Below are 15,555 nucleotides of genomic sequence, written 5' to 3' on the forward strand. Positions count from 1 at the left end.
TCAGGCTCAGTTATTGCCCAGCCCAACGCGGGGCACCGCCGCCCAGGACGTGTCGTTGCGGAAGTAGCGGCCGAAGCCGGCCAGGCGGTATAAGATGTTGATCTGGCGGTAGCCGAAATTTTCGAGGACCGCAGCGGCGCCCAGCCGTAACAGGTCCTTCGCGCTCGGCGTCCGCCGCAGCTGTTGTTCTTCCAGCGCCAGCGTCCCAAGGCTGAGCACGCAGCCGAAAACGACCGATACGAAGAAAAAGGCCACGGCCATCATCGGATCGAGCAGGCCGAGCAGCGCAGCGGCGGGCAGGACGAGATAGCCGAGCAATTCGGCCGGCGGACCGAGAACGTCTTCGAGTACGATTTGCGGCATGGCAAGCAGGCCGATGCGGCCATAACGCGGGTTGAGGATCATCCCGCGATGGCGCTGCAGTGTTTCCAGCGCGCCCTGCTGCCAGCGGGCCCGCTGGTTGTCGAGGCCGTCGAGTTCAGCGGGTGCTTCGGTCCAGCAGACGATATCGGGCACGAAGTCGATCCGGTAGTCGCGCTTGTGATCGCGCAGGTGGCGGTGCATGCGGACCACCAGTTCGAGGTCCTCGCCCACGGTATCGTGATAATACCCCCCCATTTCGACGAGCGTGGACCGGCGGAATACGCCGAACGCGCCCGAGATGAGCATCAGCGTGTTCATATGCGCATTGGCGACGCGGTTCATCAGAAAGGCGCGCAGATATTCCACTACCTGGAAGCGGGGGACCATGGTGTCGGCGATGCCGATCTTCTGCAGCGAACCGCCGCGAATGGTGCAGCCATTGGCTATGCGGATGGCCCCGCCGACCGCGACCAGCCTCCCGTCGTCATACATGAAGGGCTCGGCTGCGCGCAGCAGCCCGTCGGGTTCGATGATCGAATCGGCATCGATGATGCACACCAGCGGTGTGCGCGCAAAGCCGAGCCCGGCGTTTGCGGCATCGGCCCTGCGGCCGTTCTCCTTGTCCACCACGAGCAGGTTCGGGTAGCGCCGCGAATGGAAGGTCCGGTAGACTTCGGTTACCTGCAGCGCGGCGATTTGCGTGCGCTCGGTCTCCTCCATTTCGAACGCTTCAATCAGCACGTCCAGTGTGGAGTCCTTTGACCCGTCGTTGACAATGATAATTTCGTGTTCGGGATATTCGAGCGCGAGCAGCGCCCTTGTGCTCTGCACGATCGACAATTCTTCGTTGAATGCAGGCGCGATGACGGTGATCGGCAGCGCGAGATCGGCATAGCGGTGCCACAAATCGCGGGCGCCTTCGCTCGGCCGGACCCGGGTCACGAAGACCCATGCCGCGACCAACAACTGGATGAGGCTGATCCCGTTGCGCAGTGCAACGATGATGAAACATGCGAAGGCGACCCACATAACTCCGTTCGCCGCCAGTATCTGAAACTGTTCCCAACTCATCGGGCATCATCCTTCGGCAAAGCCGCGTTCTGATCGGGCGCGAGCCTTTCGAACGCCTCTTCGACGCGCAAGCGTATCCAGAGTTCTTCATCGCTCCGCATCGTCGTCAGAACGGGAAGGGCGCTGCGCAGGCCAAGCGAAACGCTCGCCGCGATCGCCTGCAGACGCACCGATGTGATCGGATCGTTCAGCGCGGGCAGGATCCAGCGTTCGGCCGCCGGATGGCCGAGCTTGGCGGAGGCGCGCAGCGCCGCCCGGCGAATTTCGGGGTCGGGATCTGCTGCGGCACGCTCGAGCAGGTCGATGGTCCCCATGTCGCCCGACCAGCCAATCGCGTCGATGATCTGCGCGCGCCATTCGCTCGGCAAGTCGTCTTCGAGGAGAAGGACCATCTGCGCGGGGTAGAGCGGGGCCGTCGCGCGCAGCAGCGCGACATCGAGCCGTGTCGGTTGCCGGGAAAGCGCATTCAGGATGCGCAGGCTCTCCCGAGGCGGCGGCAGCGCGTTGTTCGCGGCCAGCGCGAATGCCGCTTCTAGCTGCACGCGGAATTGGGAATCATTCGCCATGAGCTGGCGCAAGCGGGCCACGCAGACCTCGCTTCCGAACCGCTGGAGAAAATGGATGGCGGAAATCCGTTCGGCTGCAAACATGCTGTGCGAGCGCCGCAGCGTTTCGGCCAGCACTCCGTCGAGTTCGGCGATCTGCAGCAGACGCGCTCTTTCGCCGCCCTTCAGCAGCGGCAGGATGCGGGTTACCGCTGCGAGCCTCACGCTGCGGCTCCACTTCGCGCTATCGTCTACCCTGTGCCCGGCCACGCGGTGGAGGTAATTGCGAGTAATGGCGGCATCGCGCTCATCGCGCTGCGCCTTCGAGCGTTCTGAAAGGAAGCGACGCAGTACGAGGATGAGGAATACCACCACGATCGCCGCCGCAAGGAACACCGTCCCGGTCACCACCTGGCCGTACCCGATCATGGCGTGCCGAACCTGTATGACAAAGCCAGGGTCCCGGACAGGCGGCGATAGCTGTTCTCGCGGTCTTCGTAGCTCGTCGCGCCCGACAGGGTGAAGCGGTCGGACAGCGGAACGGCCACGCCAAGCGCACCGCTGCGCAACTGTCTGACGCCGTCGGCCTCGACATCGGGATAGCTCGCAGCGATCGCAAACAGGGCCAGACCGCTGTCGGCGCGGTAGTCGAGCCGCGCGGAACCACCCAACCGATAGCTGTCGCCGCCTCCGAAGATATTGATCGCGCGTGCAGTCAGCGAGAAATCATCGTCCAGGTCGAACCGCAGGCCCGGCTGCAGCGCGAGGATAGTTCCCGTTTCATATTCGGCGATACGCGTATCGAGAATGGCCGTGAGGCGTTCTGAAATCCGGTCCTCGCCGCCCGCGGCAAGGCTCCAGCGTTCCTGGAAGTCGGCATCGGGAACGATGCTGGCCGCGATATACAAGAAACCGGTGCCGATCCGCCGGTTGATGCGCGCCGACAGACGGGTGTCCTTGGTATTGCGATCCTCCCGGGCGAGGGCGAGCGTGATCGAGGAGCGTTGTGACACGTCAAACGCGACGGCCACATTCTGGCTGGTCCAGGTCTGGCTGCCGCGATTGTCGAATGCGATATCGGAAACGCTCGCGGACGCCGACAGCACGCGCAAGCGAATGCCGCCTGCATCGCGCTGGCGCTGCAGGTTCGCCTGTAGCGGGGCGAGGTCGGGATAGTCGGGCGCACGCGCGGCGATACCGGCCACGGCCTGTTCGGCCGCGTCGTACTGCCCGTTCCAGTAAAGGATATAGGCGCGCGCCAACGCGACATCGAGGTCGGCAGGCGCGCGCTGGGAAGCCTGCTCGACCAGCGCCAGAGCCTCGTCCAGATTGCCATCGCCCGCCTCGGTCATGGCGAGGCGGCGAAGCAGGTCGGCATCGCCGGGTGCGTTGGCAAGCAGGCTGCGCAGTAATCGCCGTGCTTCCGCAAAGTCGCTCGCGGAACGCGCAGCCTCGGCGGCTTCCACCTGTTCGCTGCGCGTTTCGAGCGGTTGCTGTGCGGCGAGCGGCGCCGCCATGAGGGCCGATGCGGCAACAAGGATACGGGCCCCGGCCACAGGGATTACCCGAGCAGGCCTTCGATGCGGACGAGCAGTTCCTGCGGGATGAACGGTTTGGTCAGATACTCGGCAGCGCCGCCTTTCAACCCGGCGACGATATCGGCCTCGCTGTCGCGCGCGGTGAGCATGACCACCGGAATGTCGCGCAGCGCTTCGTCGGATTTGAGCTGGGCAAGGACCTCCGGACCGGAGAGGATCGGCATCATGGAATCAAGCACGATCAGCTGCGGCGCGCCGGACTGCACCATCGCCAATGCCTCCTCGCCGTCCTTGGCGACCGATACCGAATGGCCCGCACCCTCGAGCCGAAACTTCAGTATTTCGACAAGAATGGGGTCGTCATCGGCAATCAGTATTTCGGCCATCTATCGCTCCAGGCTCGTTCATTGGATAAGGAATGATTATTAAGGCAATTCTAAGGCATGTTTCCCGCGGCGGGCCATGCGTAGAACCTCGCAGTGCTCAGCTTTCCGCCGAAGCGCCAGCCGCGACCGTCGATATCTGCCCGCGAATGGTTTCCATCAGTTCGCGGCTGTCCCGATCGGTCCGGGATGCGAGGATCTTCCGTTCATACTCACGGCATGTTTCGCCAAGCGCTGCTTGTCCGAAATAACCGGCGACCCCGGCTATCTGGTGCAACAGGCTGGCTACCTCCTTCTTCCGATCTTCGGTAATTTCGTTTTCGCCAAGCGCTGCAGCCAGCGCATCGAGCGCAGCGGTCTTTCGTTCATCGAACATAATGCGCAAACGTGGATCGGTTTCCTCTTCGATCGCGTTTTCTTCGCTGCGCGGCTCGATTACCACACGCGACGACCAGTGCGCGATTGCGGCGCACAGGTCTTTCAGGCGCAGCGGCTTGGCGAGGTGCGCCTGCATTCCGGCCGCCTTGCAACGCTGGATGTCGTCGGCATAGGCATTGGCCGTGACCGCGATAATGGGCAGGGTGTCGCCATCGAAACCCGCCGCGCGGATCGCCCTGGTGGCTTCCAGCCCGTCCATCTCGGGCATTTGCATATCCATCAGGACCAGATCGTAGGGGCTCCCGTTGCGCTTGGCGTTGAGCACGGCCTCGACCGCCTCGCGGCCATCCTGTGCAAGTTCGCATTCGTGTCCGGACTTGTCGACCATCGCCATGGTCAGTTCCTGGTTCACCGGATTGTCCTCGGCCACCAGCACACGCAGCGTCACGTCATGCCCGCAATCGCCGGACGGCGCTTCCGCAGCCTGCTGCGCCACCTGCGCGGCGCTGGCTTCGAGCGGGATCGACAGGATGAAGGCAGAACCCACGCCCGGCTCGCTCTCGGCGCGCAAGTCGCCGCCCATGAGTTCGGCGAGTTCCGCACTGATCGGCAGACCAAGGCCGGTCCCGCCGAAGCGTCTCGCCGTCGTATCGTCGGCCTGGGTGAATTTCTCGAAGATGCTTTCGAGCCGGTCGGCAGCGATGCCGATGCCCGTATCGCGCACCGTAACCTCGATATTGTCTCCCGGCTCGGACGCGCGCCTGGCCACCGATGCCGCGATCGTGACTTCGCCTTCCATCGTGAATTTCAGCGCATTGCCGACAAGGTTCAGCACGATCTGGCGGAAGCGCATCTTGTCGACGAGAACCATTGGCGGAAGCGCCGGATCGATGTCGAGTTTCAGTTTCAGGTCCTGCGATTGCGCGACCGGTTCCATCAATCTCTGGCAGCTTCTCAGCGTATGCCGCAGATCGGTCGGCTCGCTGACGATGGCCATCTGCTTGGCCTCGATCTTGGCAAAATCCAGCAGGTCGTTCAGCAGGCGGAGCATGGCGTTGCCCGAATCCGCGATGATCTGCAGGCGCCGCTTCTGGGCCGGTTCCTTTTCCTCGCTCAGCGCCAGCTCGGTGAATCCGATCACACCGTTCATCGGGGTGCGGATTTCATGGCTCATATTGGCCAGAAAGCTGGTCTTGGCCTTGTCGGCCGCCCGGGCTTCTTCCAGCGTCTCGGTAAGGCGTTCGCGCATCAGGGTCTCGGGCGTACGGTCGATCATCACGCCGAACAGGGCGCTGGCTTCGCCTCCTTCGCAAGTGTCGACCCGGCCGATCACCTCGACATGCCTGGTCTGGCCATCGGCGGTCAGGATACGCGCCTTGAACCTGCACGATTCGCCGCTCGCGATTGCCTGGTCGAGTGTATCCTCGACCCGCAGACGATCTTCCGGGTGGTAGAATTCGAACGCCCGGTCGAGCGGCGGTGCTTCCTCGGGCGCCAGTCCGTGCAGCCGGAACACTTCGTCCGACCAACGAATATCCTCATTGACCAGGTCGAAGTGCCAGTGGCCGATATGTGCGGTTGCCTCGGCCATCTCGAGCATGCGGTTGCGCTCTGCCAGTTCGGCGGTCGCTTCCTCGACCTTGCGCACGACATCGCTTTCCCGGCGCAGGAATATCGTGAGCAGCAGGCCCAGCAGGATCGTGATCAGGATGCCGCTTCCCAGCACCAAGGCCGGCGCGCTCGACGAATTGCGCTGTTCGAAGGGCGTCAGGCTGCTCCAGCGCAGTGAAATCGGCTGGCCTGCCAGTTCGACCGTCCGCGTCACGACAAATCTCGCCGCCGCATTCTTCGCCGTGGTCGAAAACAGCAGAGCGTCGGCGGCAGGCTCGTCGCCGTGGAAAACCTCGAGCGCGAATTGATCGCCCTGTCCGGGCGTCAGCGCCGAGACCAGCTCTTCCGCCACGACTGGGGCGTAGACCCATTTGCCGGTCGGTTCGCCGGCGCGGTCGAAAACTGGCCGCATCAGGAGGAAGCCCGCGCCCTGCTTTGCGTCCTGCACCAGCACGACCGGGCGAGTGAGCACCGGTTCCTCGGATGTCCTCGATAGCGCGATCGCGTCGCGGCGCCCTTCCTCGAACGCGAGGTTGAGGCCGAGAGCGGCGAGGTTGCTTTCCAGCGGCTCGATCCGGTTGATGACATAATGCTCGTCGCGCATCACTTCGGGATGGATTTCGAAGCGATCGCCGAACTCGCGAATGAAATTGTCGCGGAAGGCGGGCAGGTCGTCTGCGGACACAAATTCGAACGTGCCGAAGCCGCGCATGCCCGGATAGGCGCGGGTCATGTCGAGCTGGGCAACATATTCGCGCCACTCGGCCGGGGACACGCTTTCATTGACGGCGACGAACGCTGCGCCGGCTTCTAGCGCACGCTGGTATATCTGAAGGCGGTACCGCAGCGCATTGTCGGTCTCGTCTGCGATCGCCACGAAATTGGCTTCGGCCTGCCCGTATTCCCGCTCCGAGATGAACTGCCATGCGTAGAATGTCAGCAGCAGTGTCGTCACCAGGCTGATCGCCACCAGCGAGCTTGCGCCTTGCAGCGAGCGGTCGTGCCACCGCACTTCGACCGGCGAGCGATGCGACAGCAGGAGGATCGGGATGATCAGCAGCACGCCGAAGAAATCGCCGATATACCAGGTACGCCAGTTCTCCAGCACCATGTCGGGACCGATCGCGCCGGCCGCAAAAAGCATACCCGTCCCGATCGTGGGGGCGATGAGACAGGGCAGGACGATCACCAGCAAGACCGCCATGCACATCCGGCGCATACGCGAAAGCTCGATACTATCGGAGAAGCGCTGGGCCAGGCGCAGACCCACCAGTGCCTGGATGCTTGCAGCGACGGCGACCACCGCGGCGATGGCAATGATCGGCACGGCACTGTCGAAATTGGCCCGGTCGAACCCGTTCATGACGTTGAGTGCGAAGGACCCCAGCCAGATGCCGGGCCAGATAACCGGGCCGCGCAGCAGCAGGGCACACAGCGCCACGCCTGATGCGGGCCAGATGATCGTCGCATAGCCCGGCGGCACCGCCAGTGAGAGGCCGATATAGCCCGCGACGAAATAGCAGATCGCCAGCAAGCCGATGTCACGCAGATTTCGTGGCTGGAGAACCTTGTCAAGGTTCGCAGAACCCCCGGCCTTGTGACGTTGCGACATATTGTACCTGTTGAAACGATGGGGGGCGGCGCTGCATCCGCATGGGTGACGCAAGGTTAATAACCTCGAAACCAACGTCTAGCGCACATTGCGGAGCAACCCGCATCGCCCGCCTAAAGTTCGCTATGGAAGCAATGGCTTAGATCCGGGCCGAAGTAGGCTGGCGATATCGCCAATCGCCACCGCTCGGCCATGTCTCGGCGCCGCATCGCACGCCGGCCCGGCTTATCGTCTCGAACAGGCAGGATCCTGTTCGGCCGTATGGCGAAGACGACGAAAATTGGTCGGGGAGAGAGGATTCCCGACCTTTTCTCGACCGCTTCTGAAGAAGCCCAGAAAACAGCCATTTCGACGCTTCCGGTTGAAGCGTGTGGCACAATCTGTGGCACAATTTGTGGCACAGTGCGAGAAGCGATTTGCGGTCTGATTTGGCCCGTCCAGAAATCGATCTCACATTGTTAGCTTTGCGTCCCAATTTCGGTTATGGCAGCCATATCCATTTCTTCTCCAAAGCGGCCATTCGCACGAGAGTGACCGAAGTCACTCTTCATACGAGTTCAGCCGCAAGTTAAATCCTTGCCGCACCCCACATCTTTCCGATGAAAAATAGGCAATGACGACTCAGTGAATTGCTGGGTCGATTTTCGTCGTAGGTATTTTCCAGGTGGTCAGCCGAAGCCGAACGAATGACTCGTTCCCGCCAGAGTCCGCAACCGCTTGGCCAATTCCTGCTGGAGGCGGGCCAGCCCTTCAACATTGTTGAGGTATTGCAGATAGCGGTGATGTTGGAGATCGAACGGCACATCGCTCTTGTGCTGCGTGATCGGCACGACCGGCTTGCCCAGCGTATGAGCGATCCCGCACTCATAGAACACGTTCGCATTCCGCCCGCTGAAATCGCACACGACGATGCTGGCTCGCCAGATCAGCGAGAACACGTCTTGGATCACCGTCGCGTGTTCCCACAGATCATCGACGCGCTGGCACTTCATCCCGGCATCGGTGCAGGCTCGTGAGATAGCCGCATGAGTCCCTACGAATGCTGAGTCGAAAGGCATCATCACGGCCACGAGGGAAGAGTCCACGGGGGCATCTGGCACCTCGAAAACGCTAGGCTTGAAAAGCACCTTCTTCCCTCCGTCTAAAGACGGGAGCGTAATGCCATCGCCTTTCCCCAGCACGTAATCCTCAATGATCGCCATGTTGGCGGGATCACGCCCAGCCATGAGCAAGAGCATACTGAGAGCATGTTCTTCGTAGTCTGGATCACCCCAGCCAAGGCTGCGAATAAGGCGCGGATGCTTTCTGACCTCTTCGACACAGCCCGTCAGCATCCCGAGTTCTGTCCAATTCCCTGGGGTGAACTTATCGAGGACAACGGACTTGAGGGCCAAAAGCTGTTTCTGTTGATTCTGGTCGAGGCTCATGCGGTTTCAGTAAGGTTCGTTCTGCACGATTGGTAGTGCTTACTCCGCGCTGGCCCACTCCGGTAATGCGTCCAGGTGCAAAAGGAACTCGCGCACCTCGGGATCAAGCGCCTCTGGCAACAACTGGCGCAGCAGCTTCCATTCGGTCGAATGTTCATCGACCTGATGAGCGTCACCGTGCAGTCGCATGTGCTTCCACACAGACGGTTTGAGCGAACTGCTGATCGCCGTGTTCTCTATCAGCCGCGTCAGCAGGTCGGTGTAACAGGCAAAGTCACCGTTATGCAGATAGGTATTGAGCAGCGCGGATATGCTGCCTTGATTGCTCGCGTAGTTGATGACTTTGCCGTTCGCCGCTGTTGCGACGATGGAGAATGCGGCGGCGACAAGGAGACTCTGCGGACGGTCGAGGTCGCGGATCGGAAAATAGCGATCATCCCACTGCTTGAGCGTGTCAAACCAAGGACGACGCAGTTCCCTGATTGCAGCAAGGCGCGGCTCCACGATCCGATCTTGGTAGTATGGCACCTTTGAACGCGGCACGGTCAGTTCGTCGAAGCGGACAAGCTGTGCTGGATCGAGTCCACCACCAGCATTCCGCAGATAGCAAGTCAACACGAGCGTCTTCTGCTCACGTGATGCAGCAATCGCGGATCGATCGAGCACGAAGGCGTTACCGCGATGACGGCGGATTACATCGACCATGCTTTGCGGCAGTTCGACAGCGGTATTGATCCCGAACAATATCCAGAGCAGCGGGATGCCTTCGCGCTCGTAGTGCTTGCACCGCCCAGATATTTCCGTCTGGAAGGTGCCGGACATCTGGAATTCAACGGCGAAGGAGCCGTAGCCTTCCCATTCAACATAGATGTCAGGATAGCGACCGTGCTCGTTTTCTGTGGGCGGCAGATACTGTTCAACGGTGTGCCTGACATGCCTCTCGTCGAGTGCAACGAGTTCCGCGACTTGCTCGCACATTAGGCGGTGAAAATTAGATTCCTGCCGTCCTTGGTATTGTGCTGCCCGCGCATCGTCAGGCGTCAGGTTGCGACCTTGATACCAGCGGCAAGTCGGATCGCTGCCAGAATAATGCTGGAAGAGCGGACGCGCGACGCCACGCAGTTTCGACGTGGGTATATAGACCGGGCTATCGCAGGCCATGCACCGGGCAACGAGGCCGACTTTGCCGTTCCTGTGATCAGTAATGCGATCACGGATTAGGCCCCAGCTATCGTCAGACATGGCAAGCAACTCTTGGGCCGTGATCGGTCCAATTCGCTCGATCAATGCCGCCTCGACTATTCGCTGTGGTGCCCTTGCCATCCTGCCATCTTACCGCGATGAAGGAACAGAGCAAGAACCCCCTTCTGGGTGATCGCGGAAAATGGCCTGTGCACCATGGTCAGGTAGGGTATTGGATAAGAAATCGATCTTTGGGGGGTCCCGTGACCGACGAATACGATGAGCAAAGATGGTTCTTTGACCGCCGAACGGACAAGACCATCATCAGCAAAGCGTTCAGCAATAAACTGACGGGTGAGAAGTTGCGGATTGCTTCACATATCATTGAAGGCCAACCGGGGCTAAAGTTTGCGGAGGTGAATGACGAGGTTGTCCTTCGCCAAACGCCTGCGGGACGGTATGAAATTAAGGCTACCTTCTTCGTTGATGACAGGAGGATTAAGACGCTCACCATCCAACGATTCAGCAACAAGTCGGGGCCGTTGGAAAAGCAGCATTTCTCATTTGTAGGCGCGGAAATTGATACCCTGCTTCAATTTGTGGCAGGTATCAAAACTATGAATCTCGACGGTGATGGCAAGGTTCATCTAGCCGATGATGTTTTACGCGAAATTGTCCTTGATGAAGGACAGGCACGGCAACTATTTGCAAAAAACCCTGATGTATTTCTGGAACTTGCGCAGAGTGAAGAAGTCACACGCGATGTTGTTGCATTGGGATACCGTCGCAAGCAACTGGCGTATTTCGAGAAACTACTTTTGGATAGTGACTTCTTTCAGAGTGAAAAGCAGCGCTTTGATTGTCGGCCGGAGGACGTCTGGCAAGCGTTCTTCGAAGCGAACACGTGGATTTTCGGGTATGGCCTCGCCTACCAATTTCTTTCCACACTTGACGATCAAAAGCTGGAACAAATTGTGCAGGGTTACGACGTAACCGGCCCCGGCAAGCGTTCCGACGGGTTAATGAAAACTCATGGCTTGATAGGCTCGCTCTGTTTCGTTGAGATCAAGCGGCATGACACTAAACTTCTGGCGAACAGCGAATACAGGTCTGGCGTCTGGCCTCCTTCGGTCGAACTAGCTTCTGGCATCGCGCAGGTCCAAGGGACGGTTCAGGCTGCAATTGAAAAGATTGGGCAACGCATGTCCCCTACGCGCAAAGGCGGCGACCCTACCGGCGAAGACCTGTTCAATATCGAGCCTCGATCCTTTCTGGTGATCGGTTCGCTCGATGAGTTTTATGCTGATCATGGGGTGAACGTATCGAAGTTCCGCTCGTTCGAACTTTACCGGCGGAACACGTCGCGACCTGAAATCGTCACATTCGACGAATTACTTGAGCGCGCCCGGTTCATTGTCGAACATAGCCCCGCAGAAATTCCCTCCGACGTATGGGACGATGACGACATTCCTTTCTGACCCACGGTATCAGTCCCAACCAATCAGCTTTCCCTGCCCCCAGAAGCCAGCCGTCAGGTTCGCGGACGCAAAGAAAGCCGCCCTGTCTGCGCGATGGCCTTTCAGCGCAGCATTCGATAATTGCTTCGACGCTTCTTAAGGGCCGTTCAGATTAGCTCGTTGGCGAGCGCTTTAATGCCAGCAGCATCGACATGTGCATCCATGAGCGTGGGTAACCGCGCAAACGAACGACTGTAATTGCGGTATGAATCGAATAGCAGATTCCAACCGCTGCCGCACTAAAGCAGTCTGTCGGGAGATGGCCCGTTTGAAGCCGGCCAGTCGTAACTCTCCGCGCAAAGAAGTTTGCGTTTCCAGCTTCCTGACGGCAGAAAGGAGCGATGGGGGAAGCCACCGACAAAGTTGAAGAATTCATCGCCGCCTGGCGTGATACGGGCGGTTCGGAGCTCGCTAATACGCAGAGCTTCGTCAACGGTCTGTGTGACCTGATCGGAGTGCCGACGCCCGACGGCAGCAAAGCCGATGACACCGAAAACGATTACGTATTTGAGCGGCGGGTCTTCGCCGAAAACGGTGACGGAACCACCAGCTTCGGACGGATAGATTGCTATAGACGCGGGGCATTCATACTCGAAGCCAAGCAGGGCTCTGACGCTGACCGGCGAGCGGCGGAAGCCGGTGAGGAAGACCTCGATCTGTTCGGCCAGTCCGCTGCTCGGCGTATGAAGCGGGGCACCGCGCGGCGAGGAACTGGAGGATGGACCGCCGCGATGATCGCGGCGAAGGGACAGGCGGAACGTTATGCCCGCTCCCTCCCTGTGGACCACGACTGGCCCCCGTTCCTGATCGTCACCGATGTCGGCTATTGTCTAGACATTTGGGCTGACTTCTCCGGCACGGGCAGGGCATATACCCAGTTTCCAGACCGGGCGCGCTATCGCGTAATGCTGGAGGACCTCCGCGATCCGGATGTGCGTGAGCGGTTGCGCTGCATCTGGACCGATCCGCTCGGTCTCGATCCCGCCGCTAAGGCCGCGCGGGTTACCCGTCAGATTGCGGACTTGCTGGCCAAGGTGGCGAAGCGCTTGGAGGCGCGCGACCACGACCCCGAGCGTGTCAGCGGTTTCCTTATGCGGTTGCTTTTCACCATGTTCGCCGAGGACAGCAAGCTGATCCCCGAGGAGAGTTTTACCGGTCTGCTGAAGGCGCAGCGGCAGCATCCCGAACATCTCGCCCCGCAGTTGTCGGCCCTATGGCGGGCGATGGACAAGGGCGAGTTTGCGCCTGCGCTGGGCGTGCCGGTCAAAAAGTTCAACGGCTATTTGTTCAAGGATCGCACCGCGCTCGACCTCGAAGCGGACGAGTTGGAGGTGCTGATACAGGCAGCCGAGCACAAATGGACCGAGGTTGAACCGGCCATCTTCGGCACGCTGCTGGAACGGGCGTTGAATCCAAAGGAACGGGCCAAGCTCGGGGCGCATTACACCCCGCGCGCCTATGTCGAACGGTTGATCGCGCCGACGATCATGGAGCCGCTCAGGGGCGACTGGGATGGCGTTCGCACGGCCGCCGCCAGTCTGATCGACGATGGGAAAACAGATGCCGCACGGCAGTTGGTGGAGCAATTTCACACCCGCCTGGCTGGCACCAAAGTCCTCGACCCGGCGTGTGGCACGGGCAACTTCCTCTACGTTGCAATGGCGCGGATGAAGGAACTGGAAGGCGAGGTGCTGGATCTGCTGGACGAGCTGTCTTCTAGCGATGCCGAGAAGCAATATGTCGCCGATCTTACTGGCCACACCATAACACCCGAGAATTTCCTCGGGCTGGAGATAAACCCGCGCGCGGTCGAAATCGCGCAGCTCGTCCTGTGGATCGGTTACCTGCAATGGCACTTCCGTGTGAACGGACAAGAGCGGATGCCGAACGAGCCGATCCTCACCGGCCTGCGCACTATCGAACACCGTGATGCGCTGATCGAATATGACGAGAAAGTGATTGAGCGGGACGAGGAAAACCGGCCGGTTTCACGCTGGGATGGCGAGACGATGAAGGCCCATCCCGTGACTGGCAAGCCGGTGCCGGACGAGACTGCGCGCGTGGAAAGCTGGCTCTATCCCAATCCCAGAGCGGCCAAATGGCCCAAGGCCGATTTCATTGTCGGTAACCCGCCCTTCATAGGCGGAAAGGATGTCCGCGAGAGGCTCGGTGACGGCTATTTCGATGCCTTATTCAAGGTGTCCGACGTCCCCGAAAGCGCGGACTTCGTCATGCACTGGTGGGACCGCGCGGCCAGCGCAATTCGCGCGAGCAGTGCCCGCCGTTTCGGCTTCGTCACCACCAATTCCATCACGCAGGTTTTCAGTCGTAAAGTCACTGCAAAGCACCTCGACGCCAAGAAGGGCATCGCCATCGCCTATGCCATTCCCAACCACCCATGGGTGGACGAGAAGGATGGCGCTGCGGTGCGCATCGCGATGACCGTTGGCGTCCCGGCTACCCAACAGAGTGAGGGCCTGCTGCGCAGGGTAAGCGACGAGAGCGGTGCGCCCGACACCATTCTTTTCACCGAAGAAACGGGCCGCATCGGTCCGGATCTGCGGGTCGGAGCGGATGTGACCAAGACAACTGCGCTGAAGGCGAATGTCCGTATCGCATCGCGCGGTGTGCAGTTGATGGGCTCCGGCTTCATCGTCACACCAGAACAAGCAGAGCGGCTCGACCCGTCGTCAATCGATATCGCGCGCGGAGACAATGAGGTTAAACCCCGTATCCGTTCGGGTGTCGGCAACGAGCCACAAGTGATCTTCGAATATCGCAATGGCAAGGATCTCATGGCCCGTCCGCGCGGTGTCATGGTCATTGATACCTACGGCCTTAACGAGGCGGAACTGCGCGAACGGCACGCCGCTGTCTGGCAACATATTCATGATGAGGTGAAGCCGCACCGCGATACGAACAACCGAGCATCCTACCGGGAAAATTGGTGGTTGTTCGGGGAGCAGCGCAGCGAGATTCGCAAGGCGCTGCGCGGGTGCGAACGCTATATTGCCACCGTAGAGACGGCCAAGCACCGTGTGTTCCAATTCCTTCCGATCGCCACCGTTCCGGACAACATGATCGTCGCAATAGCTTCTGCGGATGCGTTCGACCTCGGTGTGCTATCCAGCAGATCGCACCTCGCGTGGGTTAGTGCGATGGGAGGGACTTTGGAGGACCGTCCGCGATATACGAAGAGCCAATGTTTCGACCCATTCCCGTTTCCGGTCGACGTGCCCGAACCGCTTGCAAATACGGTCCGAACCGAGGCGGAAGCACTCGACGCGCTGCGCAAGCGCGTGCTCGCCGAACACGACGATTTGACCCTAACCAAGCTTTACAACGTGATCGAAGCCTTGCGCTCCGGCCGCGCGCTGACCGACATCGAACGCGATATTCACGATCGCGGTCTCGTCACTTTGATACGCTGCCATCACGATGCCATCGATGCCGCCGTGGCCGAAGCCTACGGTTGGCCAGCGGACCTGCCGGAGGAAGAAATCCTCACTCGCCTCGTCGCGCTCAACCGCGAACGCGCCGCCGAGGAATCGCGCGGTCTGATCCGCTATCTTCGCCCCGAATTCCAGGATCCGGGCTACCAGGCTCCCGTCAATGAAAGGCTGGATCTGGGCGAGACAGCGGCGCCGCTGCCCGACAATATCATTGTCTGGCCGAAGGACCTGCCAGCCCAGATCGGCGCTGTGCAGTCCATCCTATCCAGTTCGCCAGAGCCCCTTGCAGCACAAGACATCGCGCGTGCCTTCAAAGGCAAGCGAGCCGCGACTATTCGACCTGTCCTCGACGCATTGGCAGGCGTCGGGCTGGCGCGCCGGACAGGTGAGGGAAAGTATGCGGCTTAAATCTGCCCAAATCGCCAAGCATTGACCCCCCAAGTTGGGCTAGTTCGAAAACCATCCTAAAAAGGCAC

9 protein-coding genes are annotated in these 15,555 nt (G+C 60.4%); 2 read left to right on the plus strand and 7 right to left on the minus strand.

What is annotated here, in order from left to right; genetic code table 11:
* Nucleotides 1–6: 6 nt before the first annotated feature.
* The 7 genes from SJY12_RS01700 to SJY12_RS01730 form a co-directional block, all read right to left on the minus strand.
* On the minus strand, nt 7–1,434 hold the full coding sequence (locus SJY12_RS01700) for a glycosyltransferase family 2 protein (protein WP_397505789.1): 1,428 nt from the start codon (nt 1,432–1,434) through the stop codon (nt 7–9).
* Nucleotides 1,431–2,408, minus strand: a complete 978-nt coding sequence (locus SJY12_RS01705; RefSeq protein WP_397505790.1) for a HEAT repeat domain-containing protein — start codon at nt 2,406–2,408, stop codon at nt 1,431–1,433. The genes SJY12_RS01700 and SJY12_RS01705 overlap by 4 nt, the downstream gene beginning before the upstream one ends.
* Entirely contained in the window at nt 2,405–3,496 is a 1,092-nt protein-coding gene (locus tag SJY12_RS01710) for a tetratricopeptide repeat protein (RefSeq protein ID WP_397505791.1), read from the minus strand. Before SJY12_RS01710 ends, SJY12_RS01705 begins: the two co-directional genes overlap by 4 nt.
* A gap of 44 nt (nt 3,497–3,540) precedes the next feature.
* Nucleotides 3,541–3,903, minus strand: a complete 363-nt coding sequence (locus SJY12_RS01715; protein ID WP_397505792.1) for a response regulator transcription factor — start codon at nt 3,901–3,903, stop codon at nt 3,541–3,543.
* 97 nt (nt 3,904–4,000) lie between these two features.
* Nucleotides 4,001–7,501, minus strand: coding sequence for a CHASE domain-containing protein (locus SJY12_RS01720; RefSeq protein WP_397505793.1), 3,501 nt, complete (start codon nt 7,499–7,501; stop codon nt 4,001–4,003).
* 668 nt (nt 7,502–8,169) lie between these two features.
* Nucleotides 8,170–8,928, minus strand: a complete 759-nt coding sequence (locus tag SJY12_RS01725; RefSeq protein WP_397505794.1) for a hypothetical protein — start codon at nt 8,926–8,928, stop codon at nt 8,170–8,172.
* Between the two features lie 39 nt (nt 8,929–8,967).
* Nucleotides 8,968–10,251, minus strand: coding sequence for a hypothetical protein (locus SJY12_RS01730; RefSeq protein WP_397505795.1), 1,284 nt, complete (start codon nt 10,249–10,251; stop codon nt 8,968–8,970).
* A 122-nt stretch (nt 10,252–10,373) separates the two neighbouring features.
* Here SJY12_RS01730 and SJY12_RS01735 point away from each other — a divergent pair, with 122 nt between their 5' ends.
* Together SJY12_RS01735 and SJY12_RS01740 are read left to right on the plus strand one after the other, a co-directional pair.
* Entirely contained in the window at nt 10,374–11,588 is a 1,215-nt protein-coding gene (locus SJY12_RS01735) for a Shedu immune nuclease family protein (protein WP_397505796.1), read from the plus strand.
* Between the two features lie 380 nt (nt 11,589–11,968).
* Nucleotides 11,969–15,487 (plus strand): class I SAM-dependent DNA methyltransferase, encoded by a 3,519-nt coding sequence (locus tag SJY12_RS01740; RefSeq protein WP_397505797.1) that lies wholly within the window; start codon nt 11,969–11,971, stop codon nt 15,485–15,487.
* Nucleotides 15,488–15,555 lie beyond the last annotated feature (68 nt).

This window comes from Qipengyuania sp. R86523 (assembly GCF_044596365.1).
In the GTDB taxonomy this organism is placed as follows: Bacteria; Pseudomonadota; Alphaproteobacteria; order Sphingomonadales; family Sphingomonadaceae; genus Qipengyuania; species Qipengyuania citrea.